Here is a 20,461-nt window from a genome sequence, read left to right on the forward strand (position 1 = left end):
GGAGACGCCTTTTTTACATCAGTAGCCGATAAAACGGATTACTGTGATTCAGCTTCTGCCACCGGTAACAGCGCCTGCGGATCGACCTTCAAACACGAAACTGCGTGCGTAAAGCTCCCTTCCAGCAATGGCCGGGTTTTCGAGCACTCAGGGCCGACAACCGGACAGCGCGTGCAGAACACACAGCCCGATGGGGGATTGATTGGTGAAGGCAAATCCCCTTCCAGCAACTGTATCTTCTTGTTCCGTTCCTGATCGGGATCGGGAATCGGCACGGCAGACATCAGCGCACGCGTGTACGGGTGCTGCGGGTTTTGGTAGACCTGATCGTACGTTCCCAGCTCTACGGCATGACCCAGATACATCACCAGTACACGATCGGAAATGTGCTTCACGACCGACAGGTCATGGGCGATAAAAATCAGCGACAGGCGCATTTCACGCTGTAACTGACGCAGCAGGTTAACCACCTGTGCCTGAATCGACACGTCCAGCGCGGAAACCGGTTCGTCACAGATAATCAGCTTCGGCTCCAGAATCAGCGCACGCGCGATGCCGATACGCTGACACTGCCCGCCTGAGAACTCATGCGGATAGCGGTTGATCAGGTTCGGCAGCAGCCCAACCTTCAGCATCATCGCTTTCACACGATCTTTCACCGTCTGTCGATCCAGCTCTGGATGATAAACCTTTAACGGCTCGGCAATAATCTCACCGATGGTCATACGCGGGTTCAGCGACGCCAGTGGATCCTGGAATATCATCTGAATGTCACTCCGCGCGGCGCGCCATTCATCGGCGCTCATACCCAGCAGATCTTTTCCCAGCCAGGTAACGCGTCCGTCAGTCGCTTTTACCAGCCCGATAATGGCACGCGCCAGCGTAGACTTGCCGCAGCCGGATTCCCCCACCACGCCCAGCGTTTCGCCTTCATATAAACGCAGTGTCACACCATCGACCGCTTTCAATTTTTTCGGTGGCTGCCAGAACCACTGCTTATCATCTCTGACATCAAAGTGGACTTTCAACTCGTCCACTTCTAACAACACCTTCTTCTCGTCTGCGTTGTTCATACCACCTCCTCAATCGCTCTAAAGCAGGCGCGCAAGCGGCCATCACCAAAAGATTCCAGCGCCGGTGCGCTATGGCAAACATCCATCGCATACGGGCAGCGTGGCTGGAACGGACACCCTTTCGGCAAACGTAATAAGTTAGGCGGATTACCCGGAATGGTCGCCAACACTTCATCTTCCGCATCCAGACGCGGCACGGCATTGAGCAGGCCAACGGAATACGGGTGGCTCGGATGATAAAAGACATCGCGTGCAACGCCGTATTCCATCGTGCGCCCGGCGTACATCACCAGCACTTTGTCACAAATACCGGCAACAACCCCCAGGTCATGGGTAATCATGATGATGGCGGTATTAAACTCGCGTTTCAGCTCGTTCAGCAACGTCATAATCTGCGCCTGAACCGTCACATCCAGTGCCGTTGTCGGTTCATCGGCAATCAGCAGCTTCGGACGGCACAGCAGCGCCATTGCGATCATCACACGCTGACGCATCCCGCCGGAAAACTCATGCGGATACATCTTCATACGCTTGCGCGCTTCCGGCATTTTGACCGCATCCAACATTTTGACGGACTCTTCAAACGCTTCGCTTTTGCTCAAGCGTTTGTGCAACATCAGCACTTCCATCAGCTGTTCGCCGACGCGCATGTAAGGGTTCAGCGACGTCATCGGGTCCTGGAAGATCATACTGATTTCTTCAGCACGTAGCTTATTCAGCTGGTTTTCAGGCAAATTGAGAATTTCTTTGCCACGAAAACGAGCCGAGCCACCGATACGACCATTGCGAGCCAGCAACCCCATCAACGCAAACGCAGTTTGTGATTTACCAGAGCCGGATTCACCGACAATCCCCAGCGTTTCACCCGCGTTAAGCGTGAAGTTCAGGTCGTTAACCGCCGTCACGTCGCCATCCTGCGTTTTGAACGTTACCCGGAGATCCTGAACATGTAGCAGCGCGTCGTGCGCGCCAGTTAACTCAATCTTGCTCATGTCGATATTCCTCAGCGATCTTTCGGGTCGAGGGCATCACGCAGGCCATCGCCGATAAAGTTAAAACAAAACAGCGTGACAACCAGAAACGCCGCCGGATAGAACAGTAACCACGGCGACACTTCCATCGAGTTCGCACCATCATTCAGCAAGGCGCCCCAGCTGCTTAACGGTTCCTGCGTTCCCAGACCCAGGAAGCTCAGGAAGGATTCGAACAGGATCATACTTGGCACCAGCAGAGAGGCGTAAACGACCACCACGCCCAGCACGTTAGGCACAACGTGGCGTAATACGATACCGCGCGTGGATACACCGGAAACCATCGCCGCTTCAATGAACTCTTTACGTTTCAGGCTCAGCGTCTGGCCACGCACGATACGCGCCATATCCAGCCAGGACACCATGCCAATAGCCACGAAGATCAGCAGCATGTTCTGCCCGAAGAACGTCACCAGCAGAATAACGAAGAACATGAACGGGAATGAGTTGAGGATTTCCAGCAGGCGCATCATCACCGAATCCACTTTCCCGCCCAGATAACCGGACATCGCGCCATACAGCGTTCCAACGATCACCGCAACCAGCGCCGCCGCAACGCCAACCATCAGCGAGACGCGGCCCCCGATGGCAACACGGACCAGCAGATCACGACCGGAGGAATCCGTACCAAAATAGTGTCCAGACGTCATATCCGGCGCGGCTGACATCATTCCCCAGTCCGTATCCGCGTAGTCAAATGCAGACAGCATCGGGGCGAAGATCACGAACACGGTAATCACGGCTAAAACAAGCAGACTGGCCAGAGCAGCACGGTTGTGGATAAAGCGCAGACGCGCATCCTGCCACAAACTACGTCCTTCAATCTCAGCCTGCTCGGTGAAGTTCTCTAACGCTTCAACGTTTTTTCGATTCCAAAACATAACGCCCCCAATTAATAGCGAATTTTCGGATCGATAACAGCGTAGAGCACGTCAATGATCGCATTAAATAAAATGGTTAAGCCGCCGACCAGAATCGTCAGGCTCAGTACTAGTGAGTAGTCGCGGTTCAGTGCACCGTTTACGAACAGTTGCCCAATACCGGGTAAACCAAAAATGGTTTCAATGACCATCGAACCGGTAATAATCCCCACAAACGCTGGCCCCATATAAGAGAGCACAGGCAGCAGCGCAGGCTTTAACGCATGGCGCAGGACGATGCGACGCATCGGCAGCCCTTTGGCGCGCGCGGTGCGAATAAAGTTAGAGTGTAAAACCTCGATCATCGATCCTCGGGTAATACGCGCGATGCTGGCGATATAAGACAAAGACAGTGCCACCATCGGTAAAATCATGTATTTGGGTGCCCCGCCGTTCCACCCACCGCCGGGCAGCCACCGCAGCGTAATGGCGAAAATCAGCACCAGCAACGGCGCGACGACAAAGCTGGGTATCACCACCCCCGTCATGGCAAAGCCCATCACGGTATAGTCCCATTTCGTATTCTGATTCAGCGCGGCGATCACGCCGGCACTCACACCAAAAACGACGGCCAGAACGAATGCCGCGGCCCCCAGTTTTGCAGAAACAGGGAAAGACGTCGCGACCAGATCGTTCACGGAATAGTCTTTGTATTTAAACGAAGGACCGAAATCACCCTGCACCAATTGCAGCAAGTAGTTACCGTACTGCGTCATAATGGGGTCGTTCAGATGGTATTTGGCTTCAATATTCGCCATCACTTCCGGCGGTAAATTACGTTCACCGGTAAAAGGGCTGCCGGGCGCCAATCGCATCATGAAAAACGAGATGGTGATCAGGATGAATAGTGTCGGAATCGCCTCTAAACAGCGGCGAAGAATAAATTTTAACATTGCTCGTACCTATAAAAGGCTGGCAGCACAACAGCGTGCGCCAGCCATTATTATTAGTGCTTGATGATATAAAGATCTTTCACGTAAACATTATCCTGCGGATCGTTGCCCGTTAATCCACCAACATAAGGTTTCACCAGTCGGGTATTCGCATAGTAATAGACCGGTATGGTGACAGCGTCTTTATCCAGCTGCGATTCCGCCTGCTGGTAAACCGCAGCGCGCTCCTCATCGGTTTTCACCTGCAAGGATTTCGCCACCAGTGCATCAAACTCTTTGCTCTTATAGTGCGAGGTGTTACTGCTGCTGTCTGACAGCATGCTGTTCAGGAAGGTTGAAGGTTCGTTATAGTCGGCACACCATCCGGCGCGTGCAACATCATAGGTTCCCTGATGACGCGTACTGAGGAAGGTTTTCCATTCCTGGTTTTCCAGCTTAACGTCCACACCGATATTCTGTTTCCAGATAGAAGCCGCTGCGATCGCCATTTTCTTGTGCAGATCGGAGGTGTTGTACAGCAGGTTCAGCGTCAGCGGTTTGTCTGCGGTATAGCCCGCTTCTGCCAGCAGTTTCTTCGCTTCTTCATTACGTTTCGCCTGTGGCCAGGTGAACCACTCTGGAACTGATGCTTTCAGCCCATCGATATACGGTGGAACAAAACCATAGGCAGGAATATCGCCCTGATTTTTCACCTTGTTGGTCAGAATATCCTGGCTCAGACCCAGACGCAGCGCGGTACGAACGCGTACATCGTTAAACGGCGGCTTCTGGTTGTTAACTTCGTAGTAATAGGTACACAGGTACGGGTTAACCTTCACTTCATCCGGGATCTCTTTCTTCAGCTTTTGGAAGAGTTCGATTGGCAGGTTGTTGTACGTCATGTCGATTTCACCGCTGCGGTAGCGGTTAACGTCCGTCACTTCAGACGCAATCGGCAGATACGTCACCTGATTAATCACGGTGTGGGCGTTATCCCAATATTGTGGGTTACGCTCCAGCACCATTTTTTCGTTCACAACCCAGCTTTTCAGCTTGTAGGCACCGTTGCCGACCCAGTTTTGCGGCTGCGTCCATTTTTCACCGAATTTTTCGATTGCCGCTTTATTCACCGGTGACATGGCTACGTAAACAGGCAGCTTATAGAAGTAAGGCACCGCTTCGGAAAGCGTAACCTCAAAAGTATGATCGTCGATCGCTTTCACGCCCAGCGTATCCGGAGATTTTTTGCCGGCGATGATGTCATCGATATTCAGCAGATGACCATATTGCAGATAGCTGGCGTAAGGCGATGCTGTCTTTGGATCGGCCAGACGCTGCCAGCTATAGACGAAATCTTGTGCGGTAACCGGCTCACCGTTGGACCATTTGGCATCTTTACGCAGGTGGAATGTCCACACTTTAAAATCTTTGTTATCCCAGCTTTCTGCTACGCCGGGACTGGTTTTGCCGTTAACGTCGGAAATAACCAACCCTTCCAGCAGATCGCGCGACACGTTGGATTCCGGTACGCCTTCGATTTTATGCGGGTCAAGGGAGGAAACTTCAGCACCGTTGTTACGAACCAATTCCTGTTTTTCTGCTAACTGAACGCCTGCGGGAACGGTCGCGGCGAAGGCGGAAACAGCCATCGTGCTACTTAATGCCGCGATAATAGCGGCAGCTACTCTTTTTTTAGTTGTGATGTGTGTCATTATTTTCTCCTGTAATGTTGTCGTGCTAGTTATCCCAGCACGATTCCTGAATTAGAGCCCGGTGAGAAAACGATTAATCGATTCGACTCACGACCCATTCCCACATGGCAGGAATGGGTAACCAGAGATTAAACACCAAATTAATCACTGCTTGCTCACTTCATTTGCATCAAACCGTAAACAGCTGCGGATTAATGCTTAATGATATAGAGATCCTTCACCCGTATATTATCCAACGGATCCTTGCCAGTAATGCCACCGACATAAGGTTTTATCAGTCTGGCGTTCGCGTAGTAATAGACCGGTACAATGGCCGCGTCTTTATCCAGCTGCGATTCTGCCTGCTGATAAACTTGCGCACGTTCATCGTCCGTTTTCGCCTGAACCGCCTGTGCCATCAGCTTGTCGAACGCCGCGCTCTTATAATGCGCCGTGTTGTTGCTACTGTCTGACAACATGCTGTTCAGGAACGATGTCGGTTCGTTATAGTCCGCACACCACCCGGCACGCGCAACGTCATAATTGCCTTGATGACGCGTGCTGAGATAGGTTTTCCATTCCTGGTTTTCCAACTTCGCGTCAACGCCCAGATTCTGTCTCCAGATCGATGCCGCTGCGATCGCCATTTTTTTATGCAAATCTGACGAGTTATAGAGCAAATTAAATGTCAGCGGTTTCTCTGCGGTATAGCCCGCTTCTGCCAGCAGTTTTTTTGCTTCTTCATTACGTTTCGCCTGTGGCCAGGTAAACCACTCTGGCGTATGTGCTTTCAAGCCGTCCGTAAACGGAGGAATATAGCCATAGGCAGGAATATCGCCCTGATTTTTAACTTTATTGGTCAATATGTCTTGATCCAGCCCCATGCGCAGAGCGGTACGGACCCGGACATCATTAAACGGCGGTTTCTGATTATTGATTTCGTAATAATAGGTGCAGAGATAGGGATTGATGTTAACTTCTTGTGGGATTTCTTTTTTTAGCTTCTGAAATAGCTCGATAGGTAATTTGTTATTGGTAACATCAATTTCACCCGCACGATAGCGGTTAACATCCGTCACTTCAGACGCAATCGGCAGATAGGTGACCTGATTAATCACGGTCTTGGCGTTATCCCAATATTGGGTATTACGCTCCAGCACAAGCCGCTCATTCACGACCCAGGATTTAAGACGGTAAGCACCATTTCCTACCCAGTTTTCCGGCTGAGTCCATTTATCACCAAATTTCTCCACCGTCGCTTTATTGACCGGGGACATCGATGAGTGATTCAGTAATTTATAAAAGTACGGGATTGGTTCGCTTAATGTCACTTCCAGCGTATGGTCGTCGAGCGCTTTTACGCCTAACGTATCAGGAGATTTCTTGCTGGCGATAATGTCATCAATATTCAGCAGATGACCATATTGTAAATAGCTGGCGTAAGGAGAAACGGTTTTCGGATCGGCCAGACGCTGCCAGCTATAAACGAAATCTTGCGCAGTAACCGGTTCGCCATTTGACCACTTGGCGTCTTTGCGTAAATGGAATGTCCAGACTTTAAAATCGCTGCTTTCCCACCGCTCAGCGACGCCAGGAATCGGATGTCCATCAGGATCGGAAATCACCAACCCTTCATATAAATCGCGCGCGACGTTAGATTCCGGCACACCTTCTATTTTATGCGGATCCAGTGATGACACCTCAGCGCCATTGTTTCTCACCAGAACCTGCTCTTTCGCCAGCTCAACACCGGCAGGTACAGTCGCCGCCTGAACATTCACGCATGACGCCATCACTGCTGCGGCAATCATACTGGTAACAAAGCATCGTTTTGTTTTGCGAGTTTTCACTTTATAAACGCCCCTGTCTTGATACAACGCCATACCGGACTCCATGCGTAAAATCGCCGTCACATAGAGCAGAAAAGATCGCCCATTATCCAAATAAATCATAAAATTAATTTATGGGTGAATAACGAATAGCAGGTCGACACTCGAAGCTATCAAAAGCAGACACATTCGCCAATATTTTTACATTGATGTTGCTTAATTTTCTTTACTACAGCCTGGTAAACGTTTTATTTCAATCATCTGATACAATCATTAACCCCATGATAAACAATGTTTTTTCTATTTATTTGCAGATATTTTTTAAATATTCAGCAATTTATATATTTTGAACAAAAAAACATCGTAGTGGGTTTTATCATTTTCACAGCACAAAAATGATGATGTATGCTTACCTGTCCGCGTCATTACCTGACCAGAATGTTATTATTTTAACAATTCCGTTACCCATCTTGCACGACAATAGCACACGATTCCCTTACTGCAGGCTGCGCGTAGAATAGCTCACTCGATTAAGATATAAGCGTCGTTTATACGAGCACGTTTTATACGAACAGGTCATTCCCACTATAGTGCACATCGTCGTGCCTGGAATGTGCCCCTAACAATGTCACACTCCGATGCTGCCCCCTCTCTTACAATCCCTTTTGGGTAGAAAAGCCGCTAATTTTGTCTGGTTAATGATAGCCGTTATCAATACCAATCTGCTGAATGGTGTCAGCTTGAAGAAAATACGATATTGATCACAAAAAAAGCACCCATAAATGGGTATGCTCATTTCATAACGTAACGGACACGCAGATATTCTTAATTTTTACGTAATTTCAAAACAATATTTTAAAAATTTACGATATCGGCGGTTACAGTATTTTAAAAAGCAACAATCGCGCCACAACGGCGGCTGACAAGCTCTTTGAGTCAATTAATGCGAAATAGGCAGAAAAGAATAGCAAGGTAACGAAAACGCCCCCCGCTCGTTTATCTATACTGTTCTATCCGGCGAACAATTGACTGAAAGAGTTTAACATTTATCAGGAGAGCATTATGGCCGTAACCAACGTTGCTGAACTTAACGCATTGGTCGAAAGAGTGAAAAAGGCACAGCAGGAATTTGCCACTTATACTCAGGAACAAGTGGACAAAATTTTCCGCGCTGCCGCACTCGCTGCATCAGATGCCCGTATCCCGCTGGCAAAAATGGCAGTTGCCGAATCTGGCATGGGGATCGTGGAAGACAAAGTCATCAAAAACCACTTCGCATCCGAGTACATTTATAACGCCTACCAGGATGAAAAAACCTGCGGCATCCTCTCTACTGATGACACTTTTGGTACCATTACGATTGCCGAGCCGATTGGCCTGATTTGCGGTATTGTTCCTACCACCAACCCCACTTCTACCGCCATTTTTAAAGCATTGATCAGCCTGAAGACCCGTAACGGGATTATCTTCTCTCCCCATCCGCGTGCAAAAAATGCGACCAATAAAGCCGCTGACATTGTGCTGCAAGCGGCAATTGCGGCAGGCGCACCGAAAGACATAATCGGCTGGATCGACCAACCGTCTGTCGATCTGTCCAACCAGCTTATGCACCACCCCGATATCAACCTGATTCTGGCGACTGGCGGTCCGGGCATGGTGAAAGCCGCATACAGCTCCGGTAAGCCGGCAATCGGCGTAGGTGCCGGTAACACGCCTGTTGTCGTTGACGAAACCGCGGATATCAAACGTGTCGTGGCGTCTATTCTGATGTCGAAAACCTTCGATAACGGCGTAATTTGTGCATCAGAACAGTCCGTCATCGTGGTAGACAGCGTCTATGATGCTGTGCGTGAACGTTTTGCCACCCACGGCGGCTACATGCTGAAAGGCAAAGAATTGCATGCCGTACAGGGTATCTTGCTGAAAAATGGTTCACTGAACGCCGACATCGTGGGCCAGCCTGCACCGAAGATCGCAGAAATGGCGGGTATCACTGTCCCTGCGAATACCAAAGTGCTGATTGGTGAAGTGACGGCCGTCGATGAATCCGAACCGTTTGCCCATGAAAAACTGTCTCCAACGCTGGCGATGTATCGTGCGAAAGACTTCAACGATGCCGTCATTAAAGCGGAAAAACTGGTCGCCATGGGTGGCATCGGTCACACATCCTGCCTATATACCGATCAGGACAATCAGCCAGAGCGTGTGAATCATTTCGGTAATATGATGAAAACGGCGCGTATCCTGATTAACACGCCAGCTTCTCAGGGTGGTATCGGCGATCTCTACAACTTCAAACTCGCTCCGTCTCTGACGCTGGGCTGTGGCTCCTGGGGCGGAAACTCCATCTCCGAAAACGTCGGTCCGAAGCACTTGATCAACAAGAAAACGGTAGCCAAGCGAGCAGAGAATATGTTGTGGCATAAACTTCCTAAATCCATTTATTTCCGTCGCGGCTCACTGCCGATTGCTCTTGAAGAAGTCGCTTCCGATGGTGCAAAACGTGCATTTATCGTGACCGACCGCTTCTTGTTCAACAATGGCTATGTCGATCAGGTGACGTCCGTCTTGAAACAGCACGGACTGGAAACCGAAGTATTCTTCGAAGTTGAAGCAGACCCTACGCTGAGCATCGTGCGTAAAGGCGCGGAACAAATGCATTCCTTCAAACCGGACGTGATTATTGCGCTGGGTGGCGGTTCTCCAATGGATGCCGCGAAGATCATGTGGGTGATGTATGAACACCCGACGACGCACTTCGAAGAGCTGGCGCTGCGCTTTATGGATATCCGTAAGCGTATCTACAAGTTCCCGAAAATGGGCGTCAAAGCCAAAATGGTGGCGATTACCACCACATCCGGTACCGGTTCTGAAGTGACGCCGTTTGCCGTAGTGACCGACGATGCCACTGGACAGAAATACCCGCTGGCGGACTATGCGCTGACGCCAGATATGGCGATTGTTGATGCCAATTTGGTCATGAATATGCCGAAATCGCTGTGTGCGTTTGGCGGGCTTGATGCCGTAACCCACTCGCTGGAAGCTTATGTTTCTGTGCTGGCAAACGAATATTCAGATGGACAGGCGTTACAAGCGCTGAAACTGCTGAAGGAAAATCTGCCAGACAGCTACCGCGACGGGGCAAAAAATCCGGTTGCCCGTGAGCGTGTGCACAATGCCGCGACGATTGCAGGGATTGCGTTTGCCAACGCCTTCCTCGGCGTTTGTCACTCCATGGCGCATAAGCTGGGCTCAGAGTTCCATATTCCGCATGGCCTGGCTAACGCCCTGCTGATCTCAAACGTGATTCGCTATAACGCGAACGACAATCCAACCAAGCAGACGACGTTCAGCCAGTATGACCGTCCGCAGGCTCGCCGTCGTTACGCTGAAATAGCCGACCACCTGCGTTTGACGGCACCAAGCGATCGTACCGCGCAGAAAATCGAGAAATTGCTGAACTGGCTGGAAGAAATGAAGACCGAGCTGGGGATCCCAACGTCAATTCGTGAAGCGGGCGTACAGGAAGCTGATTTCCTGGCTAAGGTCGATAAGCTGTCAGAAGATGCGTTCGACGACCAGTGTACTGGCGCTAACCCACGTTACCCGCTGATTTCCGAGCTGAAACAGATTCTGCTGGATACTTACTACGGTCGTAAGTTCTCTGAAGAAGAAAAAACGGGAGCGGCTGAGCCCGCAGTAAAAGGGGCTAAAACCAGCAAAAAAGCCGCACAGTAACGTGCTGACTATTCCCGCCTTAACGTAAAGGCGGTTTATCTCTTAACGATGCCCAACCCTTTTAAGGTTGGGCATTTTTATTACTCGTTCTCAGCATAGACACGCATCACTACGCCGTTTATTCATCGCCCTGCCTGTCGGATATTTAACCGACTTACTCGCTTTCTTTACGGGTTAATCCCAGCGCAATTTTATAATGCTTACGGCACACGGAAACATAGCTCTCATTGCCGCCAATAACGACCTGCTCACCTTCGTGAACAGCATTACCTTGTGCATCTAATCGCAATACACAGTTGGCTTTACGGCCGCAATGACAGACCGTTTTTAACTCAATCAGCTTATCGGCCCACGCTAATAAATAGTGACTCCCGGAAAACAAATCGCCACGAAAATCAGTACGCAACCCGTAGCACAATACCGGAATATCTAATTGGTCCACGACATCGGAAAGCTCACTCACTTGCTCACGGGTTAAAAATTGACATTCGTCAATTAATACACAATCTACGGGCTGAGCGCGGTGTTCTTTCTCCAGCAATCCAAATAACGATGTCTGCGGATTAAACAATAATGCCGGAGAAGAAAGGCCGATCCGTGAACTGACTATCCCCACGCCATGCCGATTATCTATTTCTGCAGTGAACACCAGCGTGCGCATCCCACGCTCCTGGTAGTTATATGACGACTGCAATAGCGCCGTCGATTTCCCTGCATTCATTGCAGAATAATAAAAATAAAGTTGGGCCACTCGGTTACTCCAAAAGGCAGGCTATATACTCGTAATACTTCAAGTTGCATGTGCGTTGGCGACGCTTAAATACTCAGCCCGTAGTGGACCTCGTCCTAAAGGGCCGCTGCTAGCAGCGTTCAAATCTGCTCCCGGCAGATTTGTCACCCGAATCACTTACCGGTGTAAGCGCATCGGGATTAAATGAGAGAAATCCGGTCTCTCACCGAAGGCCAGCCGTTGGCTGGTAAATTCGTTCCCGACGAATTTGTCTTTCTCTTGCCGCCTGTCTGAAACTCGAATTATTTGGAGTATATGATATTCGTGTCGTAAACACTTATTGTAACAACTCGTCTTCACGCTGCGCAATGGGCTATTCCTCGGCCACATTTTGTCCATACGTCCGCCAGCGACGGTCTGTTATGATAAAAGATATAAACGTTCCTTATAACAACGGCGCGGCATCAATAAGTCATTCTCTGCCGTTTGAGGTAGAAAAGCGGCATACCAAATGTATTTTTTTGATAACAGGAAAGTATTTATATTTATGTAACATACGATGTGAGTTCTGTTTTAAAAATGATGTTTTTTAACAAACTTACAAATTTGACTATTGCAGAAAGGAAAATAGCACTCTATTATCACACTACACGCCACCAATAATATTATTTGAGATTATCACAATGAGCGAAGCACTAAAGATTCTTAACAACATCCGTACTCTGCGTGCCCAGGCAAGAGAATGCACCCTGGATACTTTGGAAGAAATGCTGGAAAAACTGGAAGTCGTGGTTAATGAACGCCGCGAAGAAGATAGCCAGGTTCAGGCTGAAGTTGAAGAACGTGCGCGTAAATTGCAGCAATATCGCGATATGCTGATTGCAGACGGTATTGACCCTAACGAATTATTGCAGTCTTTAGGTTCAGTTAAGGTTGCAGGTAAAAGCAAGCGCGCTGCCCGCCCGGCAAAATATCAATACACTGACGAAAACGGCGAACTTAAAACCTGGACTGGCCAGGGTCGTACACCGGCAGTAATCAAGAAAGCAATCGAAGAGCAAGGTAAATCTTTAGACGATTTCCTGCTGTAATCGTTTATAAGTACTGAATACGAAAAACCCCCCGATAACTATCGGGGGTTTTTCTTTGGTAACGCATATTGCAAAGAGAAAACAGATATGTCGCCATTTTGGCTGCTCTCTGTTTTTTGTAAACAGAGAGCAATCATTACATTCTGTTATTTTTCTTCTGCTTCAATCGTTTCCTGCAGCCACTGTGCAAATTCCTGGCCTAAACCATCATGGCGTAAACCATATTCCACGAATGCCTGCATATAACCTAATTTATTACCACAGTCATGGCTCACACCTTTCAAGTGATACGCTTCTACTGTTTCTTTTTCCATCAACATCGCGATAGCATCGGTTAACTGAATTTCATTACCTGCGCCTGGCGGTGTTTTTTCCAGCAGAGACCAAATATCCGCAGAAAGGACATAACGGCCAACGACGGCTAAATTAGACGGTGCTTCGGAAGCTTTCGGTTTTTCAACCACACCCACCATAGGTGCGCTATCCCCTGCTTTTAATTCCACGCCTTTGCAATCAACCACGCCATAGCTACTTACATTTTCAACGGGCTCAACCATAATCTGGCTACGGCCCGTCGTAGAAAAGCGTTGCAGCATTTCGCTCAGGTTATCTTTCGTCAGATCGGATTCATATTCATCAATAATCACATCCGGCAGAATAACCGCGACAGGCTCATCCCCGACTAACGGATGCGCGCACAATACGGCATGGCCCAGCCCTTTGGCTAACCCCTGACGCACTTGCATAATGGTGACATGCTTAGGACAGATAGATTGAATCTCTTCCAATAGCTGACGCTTAACGCGTTTTTCCAGTATGGCTTCCAGTTCAAAACTGGTATCGAAATGGTTTTCGATAGAATTCTTAGAAGAGTGTGTAACGAGAATAATTTCATTAATCCCTGCTGCGATACACTCATTAACAACATATTGGATCAGCGGTTTATCTACCAACGGCAGCATTTCTTTAGGAATGGCTTTGGTGGCAGGCAGCATACGCGTCCCTAATCCAGCAACCGGTATGACCGCTTTTTTTACTTTTTTATTCACAATAGACATAAACAGCCTCTTATATACCGTTCAAATAATGAACTTTATTTATCTAATCAGATAACCGCAAGAGTATAACGACTTTAACAAGAGCACGCTTGTCCCAACGTTACCGTTCAATAAAAATAAGATAACTCCCTACATAGTAGGAAATAAAAAATAATACCGAAAGATAGGTATTACCTGAAACCAGTACCATCTGATGCTATCAGACTATTCTGTCGTCAACATCAGTCGTAAACGGCCGCCGCCGCCCCATATCTGGCATTGCCATGCTTCGCACTGATAATTCAGTTGGTTGAGATAAGCGCCTTCAAGCGTGCCTAAAGGGACGCCGCTATTCAACGCTATCTGCTGTTCGTTAACATTCAGCGTCGCGTTCAGCCCGGCGGAAATCAGTATCAGCTGTTTTAACTGCTGGTGGTAATACCCCACGAGCAAAGGAAAACGACCATCCAGGCTCGCCTGCCGCAACAACTGGTTTACCTGCTTTAACAGCGTCGGCAGATACGGCAAACGGTGTTGTTGATCGGCCAAATGCTCCTGAAGCACCCCATTGAACAAGGTTCGAAGCAGTAGCGCTGCCAGCGTTCCACTATTATTGACGCCCTGAGTGACATCAAGGCAATAGAACGCTAACTCAGTCTCCGAAAGCGCGGCAATATCCAGCACCAGCCCCGGTTGTTCCGCCGCCGTTAACTGACGATAGTTAACACGGCAGCGAGCAAGCGTTTGCTGAACGGGCGGCTGTAGCTGAGCAAGCAGTTTGGTGACCGCTTCAGGAGATTGATTCAGGGAGTCCATGTCCTGCATGAGTTGATCCATCTCATTCAACTGTGAGGTGAACATATCGGGATACAGACAGGACATCACGGCTTCACGTAAACGTGCATAATCACGAATCGGTTTCAGCAACACATCCTGCACACCAAGCCGTAAGACTTTGGCAATGTCCGCCATCTGGCTGGTTGCAGAAATGATCAGTATTGGCGTGTCGTTGTCTTTCAGGCGCAGACGTTCAAGGAACTCGATTCCTCCCATCGTCGGCATATTCAGATCGCAAATCATTAAATCGGGTTGGTAATGTTCAAGAGTACTCAGCGCATCTAATCCATTAATGGCTTCCTTAACTGAAGCCCCAAGAGAAGTCAGATAACCAGCGAGCACAGATCGAAAAACGGCCTCGTCATCAATGACTAAAATATGCTTACCCGCTAGTGGTTGTTCCATCAGTACCCCTTACTTCAAACACCGAATAATCACACCTGCTTTAGCGCCAGTATGCCGGATAGACGGCACACCCTGTCTTCTTCACTATGCCTCTTTCACTAGCGGCAACAATTCATCACGCATCTTTTCCACCGCCTTATAACCCGCCTCAATGGCCTCCTGCGCCCGATGAAAATCTAAGGTAGCAATCTGGGGACAATGCGGTTGCAGCAACACATCAGGCGGATCGCCTGCCATCCGCGTCATTTTCAACCGATTTTCCAGAATCTGGATCGACGTACTCATTATCTCCATCGCCGTTGGCGAACTTTCCGCTGGTTGACGGCGTCCCCGCAGTAAGCGTTCCCGAATTCTGCTACGCCAATCTTGCGGAACATTCTCCACATCAATGTCTGACGCCGTCGGTTTGATCGACAGCAAATCCTGATGATTAAGGCTCGCGTCGTGCTGGAGATCAACCGCGATCACGATATCGGCCCCCATTGCCCTCGCCAGAGACACGGGAACAGGGTTAACCACCGCGCCATCCACCAGCCAGTAATCGTTAAATCGAACGGGGGATAGCAGGCCTGGCATACTGCAAGACGCACGCATAGCCTGATGCAAGTCGCCTTCCGTCAGCCAGAGTTCGCGCCCTGTGCTGAGGTTTGTCGTCACTACGCCGTATTTGATATCACAGTCTTCAATCTGTGTTGTATGTAACAAATGTTTCACACTATTAAAAACACGATCGCCACGCAACAAACTACCGCGCTGCCAGGAGAGATCCATCAGTCGAATCACGTCCCAGTAACCAAACGCCCTCACCCAGCTATCCATCGAAGATAGATTGTTTGTGGCATACGCCGCACCAACCAGCGCACCAATAGAGCAACCCGCCACAACATCAACCTTTACGCCCATTTCGGTTAACGCATTAAACACACCAATATGCGCCCATCCTTTCGCTGCCCCTGATCCCAAGGCTATTCCAATTTTTTTCCGCTGCATGATCGATCCACCTGTCTTCATTTTAGCGCACATTGCTACACGTAGAGCTTCTTAGGTAACATATCGGCATCCTGCATAGTGATCTGTTTATTATCTATCAGTTTTTATCTTAAATTTTCTTCAGGAGACGTCGTGTCAGAATCTTGCCCCTGTTGCAGTGGATTGCAGTATAACGCATGCTGTCAACCCTACCTCACGCATGCCGCAACAGCGGCTGAGCCCGCCATATTAATGCGATCGCGCTATACCGCCTATGTCAAACACGATGTCGATTACCTTATCGCCACCTGGCATCCCGATCTTCAGCCCGAAAAATGGCGCGAGTCCCTCGCGGAAAGTTGCCAGAATTCGCAATGGCTCGGCCTTACTATACTGGCAACGTCTCCCGGAAAAACGCCCGATGAGGGCTATGTGGAATTCGCCGCACGTTATATATCTGAAAGCGACAACCAGCGAACAGAAGTGATGCGAGAGCGCTCACGCTTCCTTCGCCAGCATAATCGCTGGTACTATATAGACGGCGTTCATTTGCAGACGGGCAGAAATGAACCTTGCCCGTGTGGTTCCGGCAAAAAATACAAAAAGTGTTGCGGACAATAGAACACAGGCAGTCGCCCACGCGGCCTTATTGCTGCGTTACCATAAGATCGTTATTTTAGTTTTTGGACAGGATCCACACGCTCATGCAATCCCAAAATATACAAAGAAAAGTATTACGAACCATTTGCCCCGACGCAAAAGGGCTCATCGCGAAAATTACGAATATTTGTTATAAGCACGAACTGAACATCGTGCAAAACAATGAGTTTGTCGATCATCGCACCGGGCGCTTTTTCATGCGAACCGAGTTGGAAGGGATTTTCAACGACACCACGCTGTTAGCCGATCTGGATAGCGCGCTTCCCGAAGGTTCTTCTCGCGAATTAACCGCAGCAGGACGTCGTCGCATCGTCGTTCTGGTGACGAAAGAAGCCCACTGTCTGGGCGATCTGTTGATGAAAAGCGCCTACGGTGGTTTGGACGTAGAAATCTCCGCCGTCATCGGCAACCACGATACCTTGCAGACGCTGGTTGAGCGGTTTGATATTCCTTTCCATCTGGTCAGCCATGAAGGACTGACTCGCGAAGAGCACGATCAAAAGATGATCGCGCAGATCGATCAATACAAACCCGATTACGTCGTGCTGGCGAAATATATGCGAGTTCTGACACCGGCGTTTGTTCAGCACTACCCGAATCAGGTGATCAACATTCACCATTCGTTCTTACCCGCCTTTATCGGAGCTCGCCCCTATCATCAGGCTTATGAGCGCGGCGTAAAAATCATTGGCGCGACGGCACACTACGTCAACGATAATCTGGATGAAGGCCCGATCATCATGCAGGACGTTATTCACGTCGACCATACGTACTCAGCAGATGACATGATGCGTGCAGGCCGTGACGTTGAGAAAAATGTCCTGAGTCGTGCGCTGTATCGCGTGCTCGGACAGCGTGTTTTTGTCTACGGTAACCGCACCATTATTCTGTAATTGGTTGATCGGGCATCTTTTTTGTATAAGGATGCGCCGAACGGAATAAAAAAACGGCAACCGCATTTATTTTTGATATATACCGCTTTACAGGGGCGCGTCATTTGATATGATGCGCCCCGCTTGAAGCGAAAGCGTCTTGCAGCAAGGCCAGTGGTGGGGTTCCCGAGCGGCCAAAGGGAGCAGACTGTAAATCTGCCGTCACAGACTTCGAAGGTTCGAATCCTTCCCCCACCACCATTTCACAGCAGCACCTCTGAATTACATCCCAACGCCAAAACATCAAATTCCCGTCAGGGGAAGGTGAGAACCTTCGACCAAGGTTCGACAAAACCGGTACGGTTTTGAGCAACGCGCAGCGTTGACCCGCAGGGTGAGGTGCGAAGCACCGAGTTATCCTTCCCCCACCACCATTTCACAGCATCACTCCTGAATTACATCCCAACGCCAAAACATCAAATTCCCGTCAGGGGAAGGTGAGAACCTTCGACCAAGGTTCGACAAAACCGGTACGGTTTTGAGCAACGCGCAGCGTTGACCCGCAGGGTGAGGTGCGAAGCACCGAGTTATCCTTCCCCCACCACCATTTCACAGCATCACTCCTGAATTACATCCCAACGCCAAAACATCAAATTCCCGTCAGGGGAAGGTGAGAACCTTCGACCAAGGTTCGACAAAACCGGCACGGATTTGAGCAACGCGCAGCGTTATTTCCCCCACCGTCACCCGCACCAATATCAGCGCGCTATATAGAATGGGGGAAAATAGCCTTATGCCTTCCCTTTCCAGCGCCCAGGAACATAAGAGAACACAGGAAGCTGCCATGACCAGCGGATTGCCGCCAGACGCACGGCCAGACCAATGCTGAATGACGCCAGCAGGTTAATATCGTGATTAACGTTAAGCGACTTTAGCCCAAGATAGAGAAGTGCGACTAAAAGCGAGACGCTGGCGTACAGCTCTTTTTTCAGCACCATGGGCGTACGATTACAGAAAATATCACGCAATATCCCACCGAAAATTCCGGTTACGATACCCGCCATAACCACCACCGTCGTTGAATAATTCAGTTGCAGTGCGACGTTGCAGCCAATAACCGTAAAGGCTATCAGCCCCATCGCATCCAGCACCAGAAAGAGCCGGTGCAGATGATGCATGAAGCGTGCAATGATAATCGTGAAAAGACCTGCACCAATGGTGAGGTAGATATAGCCGGGATGCTGCGTCCAGCCGATGGGATAATTACCAAGGAGAATATCGCGAACGGTGCCACCGCCAAGCGCGGTGATGAAGGCAATCATGCCTACGCCAAAAATATCCATATTACGACGTCCAGCGGCCAGCGCCCCGGACATCCCCTCTGCCGTAATCGCGATCAGATAGATGTAAGTCAGCACACAAGTTATCCTGTGAAATGTGCCACTCCCTCTGTCCGCTTTACCTGAGAGTTTACGCAGCAGTGCTGCTTGCCCCTTCGGTGGGTTGCGTTGCAACCTCTCTCCAGTTGGCTTCAATGGAATTCGCAGTTAGGGTAGCCTGAGCGATTATGGGAGTTTGCGCCTTCGGCGGAGCGCCATAGTATTACTGATACTATACGCCCTCTCTCCTGCGAGGTGCGGAGTATAACGGTCGACAAGCCTCGTGTTCAACTGAATATAAGTGAATCTTATTTTTAACGATTCTCATCTGCGCCAACCGTCGCTGAAGCCACAGCAATAAGCCCAGCCACGCCGTTAGAAAGCGCAGCCTCACCGTGACGGCATCCCTCATTTTCTGCTACCATCTGGTCACATTTTTTAGCGAATGGCAGCGAACATGAAAGTTGTATCTTTTAATATCAATGGCCTGCGGGCGCGCCCTCATCAGTTGGCCGCCATTATCGAACAACACCAGCCGGATGTGATCGGGTTGCAGGAAACCAAAGTCCACGATGACATGTTTCCGTTAGAGGATGTCAGCCAATACGGCTACCACGTTTATTACCACGGACAAAAAGGTCACTACGGCGTCGCGCTGCTGTGTAAAACGCAGCCCATTGCGGTTCGTCGCGGTTTCCCAACGGATGAAGACGATGCGCAGCGTCGGATCATCATGGCGGATTTTGCCACCGAGCACGGCACGCTTACGGTCGTTAACGGGTATTTCCCACAGGGAGAAAGCCGCGATCATCCGGTGAAATTCCCCGCGAAGACACGCTTTTATCAGGATCTACAAACCTATCTGGAACAGCACCACAGCGCGACACAACCGCTGATTGTGATGGGTGATGTCAATATTAGCCCTACTGATCTGGACATCGGCATCGGCGAAGAGAACCGTAAGCGCTGGTTGCGTACGGGTAAATGTTCTTTCCTGCCGGAAGAGCGTGAATGGATGACGCGTTTGCAAGGCTGGGGGCTTATCGACACCTTCCGTGCCGCGAATCCAGACAGCAACGATCGTTTTTCGTGGTTTGACTACCGTTCTGCCGGGTTCGATGACAACCGCGGCCTGCGTATCGACCTGATTCTCGCCAGTACGTTCCTGGCCGAACGCTGCGTCGCTACCGGTATTGATTACGATATTCGAGGAATGGAAAAACCGTCCGACCATGCACCGATCTGGGCACAGTTTTCGCTGTAAAAGAGATCGTACGAAGTAAAAATAACATCACCGCTGTGCATCAAAGCCACAGCGGTGATTAAA

At 49.6% G+C, this 20,461-nt stretch carries 16 protein-coding genes, 1 tRNA gene, 2 other RNA genes and 1 riboswitch; of the genes, 8 read left to right on the plus strand and 11 right to left on the minus strand.

The window, feature by feature from the left end; all coding sequences use genetic code 11:
* Positions 1 to 38: 38 nt before the first annotated feature.
* The 6 genes from oppF to oppA (ACIPUG_RS02325) form a co-directional block, all read right to left on the minus strand.
* Complete coding sequence (gene oppF / locus ACIPUG_RS02300) at positions 39 to 1,073, minus strand: murein tripeptide/oligopeptide ABC transporter ATP binding protein OppF (RefSeq protein WP_039286581.1); 1,035 nt, start codon at positions 1,071 to 1,073, stop codon at positions 39 to 41.
* Positions 1,070 to 2,065: an ABC transporter ATP-binding protein gene (locus ACIPUG_RS02305; RefSeq protein ID WP_039286583.1), complete on the minus strand. Its 996-nt coding sequence runs from the start codon at positions 2,063 to 2,065 to the stop codon at positions 1,070 to 1,072. The genes oppF and ACIPUG_RS02305 overlap by 4 nt, the downstream gene beginning before the upstream one ends.
* A gap of 11 nt (positions 2,066 to 2,076) precedes the next feature.
* The gene (gene oppC / locus ACIPUG_RS02310) at positions 2,077 to 2,985 is read right to left on the minus strand and encodes an oligopeptide ABC transporter permease OppC (protein ID WP_039286585.1); all 909 of its coding nucleotides are present in this window, start codon (positions 2,983 to 2,985) and stop codon (positions 2,077 to 2,079) included.
* Positions 2,986 to 2,996: 11 nt separating this feature from the next.
* The gene (gene oppB / locus ACIPUG_RS02315) at positions 2,997 to 3,917 is read right to left on the minus strand and encodes an oligopeptide ABC transporter permease OppB (protein ID WP_010275310.1); all 921 of its coding nucleotides are present in this window, start codon (positions 3,915 to 3,917) and stop codon (positions 2,997 to 2,999) included.
* A 53-nt stretch (positions 3,918 to 3,970) separates the two neighbouring features.
* Positions 3,971 to 5,608: an oligopeptide ABC transporter substrate-binding protein OppA gene (oppA, locus tag ACIPUG_RS02320; protein WP_014915336.1), complete on the minus strand. Its 1,638-nt coding sequence runs from the start codon at positions 5,606 to 5,608 to the stop codon at positions 3,971 to 3,973.
* Positions 5,609 to 5,799: 191 nt separating this feature from the next.
* Entirely contained in the window at positions 5,800 to 7,470 is a 1,671-nt protein-coding gene (gene oppA, locus ACIPUG_RS02325; RefSeq protein WP_051906080.1) for an oligopeptide ABC transporter substrate-binding protein OppA, read from the minus strand.
* Positions 7,471 to 8,478: 1,008 nt separating this feature from the next.
* On the opposite strand from oppA (ACIPUG_RS02325), the gene adhE reads away from it, so the two are divergent.
* Entirely contained in the window at positions 8,479 to 11,154 is a 2,676-nt protein-coding gene (gene adhE, locus ACIPUG_RS02330) for a bifunctional acetaldehyde-CoA/alcohol dehydrogenase (protein ID WP_400337177.1), read from the plus strand.
* A 154-nt stretch (positions 11,155 to 11,308) separates the two neighbouring features.
* Here the strand turns inward: adhE and ACIPUG_RS02335 are convergent, their stop codons facing one another.
* Entirely contained in the window at positions 11,309 to 11,905 is a 597-nt protein-coding gene (locus ACIPUG_RS02335) for a thymidine kinase (RefSeq protein WP_015840216.1), read from the minus strand.
* Positions 11,906 to 12,567: 662 nt separating this feature from the next.
* Here ACIPUG_RS02335 and hns point away from each other — a divergent pair.
* On the plus strand, positions 12,568 to 12,975 hold the full coding sequence (gene hns, locus ACIPUG_RS02340) for a histone-like nucleoid-structuring protein H-NS (RefSeq protein ID WP_010275331.1): 408 nt from the start codon (positions 12,568 to 12,570) through the stop codon (positions 12,973 to 12,975).
* 146 nt (positions 12,976 to 13,121) lie between these two features.
* Here the strand turns inward: hns and galU are convergent, their stop codons facing one another.
* From galU to rssA, 3 genes are all read right to left on the minus strand, one after another.
* Positions 13,122 to 14,033 carry a UTP--glucose-1-phosphate uridylyltransferase GalU gene (gene galU / locus ACIPUG_RS02345; protein WP_014915333.1) on the minus strand — a complete coding sequence of 304 codons (912 nt, stop codon included), beginning with the start codon at positions 14,031 to 14,033 and terminating at the stop codon, positions 13,122 to 13,124.
* A gap of 204 nt (positions 14,034 to 14,237) precedes the next feature.
* Positions 14,238 to 15,254, minus strand: a complete 1,017-nt coding sequence (rssB, locus tag ACIPUG_RS02350; RefSeq protein ID WP_014915332.1) for a two-component system response regulator RssB — start codon at positions 15,252 to 15,254, stop codon at positions 14,238 to 14,240.
* An 84-nt stretch (positions 15,255 to 15,338) separates the two neighbouring features.
* The gene (gene rssA / locus ACIPUG_RS02355; RefSeq protein WP_400337179.1) at positions 15,339 to 16,244 is read right to left on the minus strand and encodes a patatin-like phospholipase RssA; all 906 of its coding nucleotides are present in this window, start codon (positions 16,242 to 16,244) and stop codon (positions 15,339 to 15,341) included.
* A 132-nt stretch (positions 16,245 to 16,376) separates the two neighbouring features.
* Here rssA and ACIPUG_RS02360 point away from each other — a divergent pair, with 132 nt between their 5' ends.
* The 5 genes from ACIPUG_RS02360 to ACIPUG_RS02380 all read left to right on the plus strand — a co-directional run bounded on the left by ACIPUG_RS02360 (position 16,377) and on the right by ACIPUG_RS02380 (position 18,362).
* Positions 16,377 to 16,844 carry a YchJ family protein gene (locus ACIPUG_RS02360; RefSeq protein WP_180774146.1) on the plus strand — a complete coding sequence of 156 codons (468 nt, stop codon included), beginning with the start codon at positions 16,377 to 16,379 and terminating at the stop codon, positions 16,842 to 16,844.
* Between the two features lie 83 nt (positions 16,845 to 16,927).
* Complete coding sequence (gene purU, locus ACIPUG_RS02365; protein WP_010275347.1) at positions 16,928 to 17,776, plus strand: formyltetrahydrofolate deformylase; 849 nt, start codon at positions 16,928 to 16,930, stop codon at positions 17,774 to 17,776.
* Positions 17,777 to 17,931: 155 nt separating this feature from the next.
* A tRNA-Tyr gene (locus ACIPUG_RS02370) sits at positions 17,932 to 18,016 on the plus strand.
* 43 nt (positions 18,017 to 18,059) lie between these two features.
* Positions 18,060 to 18,189: non-coding RNA, RtT sRNA (locus ACIPUG_RS02375), on the plus strand.
* A 43-nt stretch (positions 18,190 to 18,232) separates the two neighbouring features.
* A non-coding RNA gene (locus ACIPUG_RS02380) (RtT sRNA) lies at positions 18,233 to 18,362 on the plus strand.
* Between the two features lie 184 nt (positions 18,363 to 18,546).
* Here the strand turns inward: ACIPUG_RS02380 and ACIPUG_RS02385 are convergent.
* The gene (locus ACIPUG_RS02385) at positions 18,547 to 19,173 is read right to left on the minus strand and encodes a trimeric intracellular cation channel family protein (protein WP_039277547.1); all 627 of its coding nucleotides are present in this window, start codon (positions 19,171 to 19,173) and stop codon (positions 18,547 to 18,549) included.
* A 21-nt stretch (positions 19,174 to 19,194) separates the two neighbouring features.
* Positions 19,195 to 19,290, minus strand: a riboswitch (glycine riboswitch).
* 301 nt (positions 19,291 to 19,591) lie between these two features.
* On the opposite strand from ACIPUG_RS02385, the gene xthA reads away from it, so the two are divergent.
* The gene (gene xthA / locus ACIPUG_RS02390) at positions 19,592 to 20,398 is read left to right on the plus strand and encodes an exodeoxyribonuclease III (RefSeq protein WP_400337181.1); all 807 of its coding nucleotides are present in this window, start codon (positions 19,592 to 19,594) and stop codon (positions 20,396 to 20,398) included.
* Positions 20,399 to 20,461 lie beyond the last annotated feature (63 nt).

It is taken from the genome of Pectobacterium sp. CHL-2024 (assembly GCF_044751765.1).
Classification (GTDB): Bacteria; Pseudomonadota; Gammaproteobacteria; order Enterobacterales; family Enterobacteriaceae; genus Pectobacterium; species Pectobacterium brasiliense.

What these genes read in the sequence shown, in the direction of transcription:
- rssA (WP_400337179.1), bottom strand. Translation starts at nt 16,244, where the DNA reads ATGCAGCGGAAAAAAATTGGAATAGCCTTGGGATCAGGGGCAGCGAAA.
- xthA (WP_400337181.1), top strand. Translation starts at nt 19,592, where the DNA reads ATGAAAGTTGTATCTTTTAATATCAATGGCCTGCGGGCGCGCCCTCAT.
- oppA (WP_051906080.1), bottom strand. Translation starts at nt 7,470, where the DNA reads ATGGCGTTGTATCAAGACAGGGGCGTTTATAAAGTGAAAACTCGCAAA.
- hns (WP_010275331.1), top strand. Translation starts at nt 12,568, where the DNA reads ATGAGCGAAGCACTAAAGATTCTTAACAACATCCGTACTCTGCGTGCC.
- oppA (WP_014915336.1), bottom strand. Translation starts at nt 5,608, where the DNA reads ATGACACACATCACAACTAAAAAAAGAGTAGCTGCCGCTATTATCGCG.
- purU (WP_010275347.1), top strand. Translation starts at nt 16,928, where the DNA reads ATGCAATCCCAAAATATACAAAGAAAAGTATTACGAACCATTTGCCCC.
- ACIPUG_RS02305 (WP_039286583.1), bottom strand. Translation starts at nt 2,065, where the DNA reads ATGAGCAAGATTGAGTTAACTGGCGCGCACGACGCGCTGCTACATGTT.
- rssB (WP_014915332.1), bottom strand. Translation starts at nt 15,254, where the DNA reads ATGGAACAACCACTAGCGGGTAAGCATATTTTAGTCATTGATGACGAG.
- galU (WP_014915333.1), bottom strand. Translation starts at nt 14,033, where the DNA reads ATGTCTATTGTGAATAAAAAAGTAAAAAAAGCGGTCATACCGGTTGCT.
- oppF (WP_039286581.1), bottom strand. Translation starts at nt 1,073, where the DNA reads ATGAACAACGCAGACGAGAAGAAGGTGTTGTTAGAAGTGGACGAGTTG.
- adhE (WP_400337177.1), top strand. Translation starts at nt 8,479, where the DNA reads ATGGCCGTAACCAACGTTGCTGAACTTAACGCATTGGTCGAAAGAGTG.
- oppB (WP_010275310.1), bottom strand. Translation starts at nt 3,917, where the DNA reads ATGTTAAAATTTATTCTTCGCCGCTGTTTAGAGGCGATTCCGACACTA.
- oppC (WP_039286585.1), bottom strand. Translation starts at nt 2,985, where the DNA reads ATGTTTTGGAATCGAAAAAACGTTGAAGCGTTAGAGAACTTCACCGAG.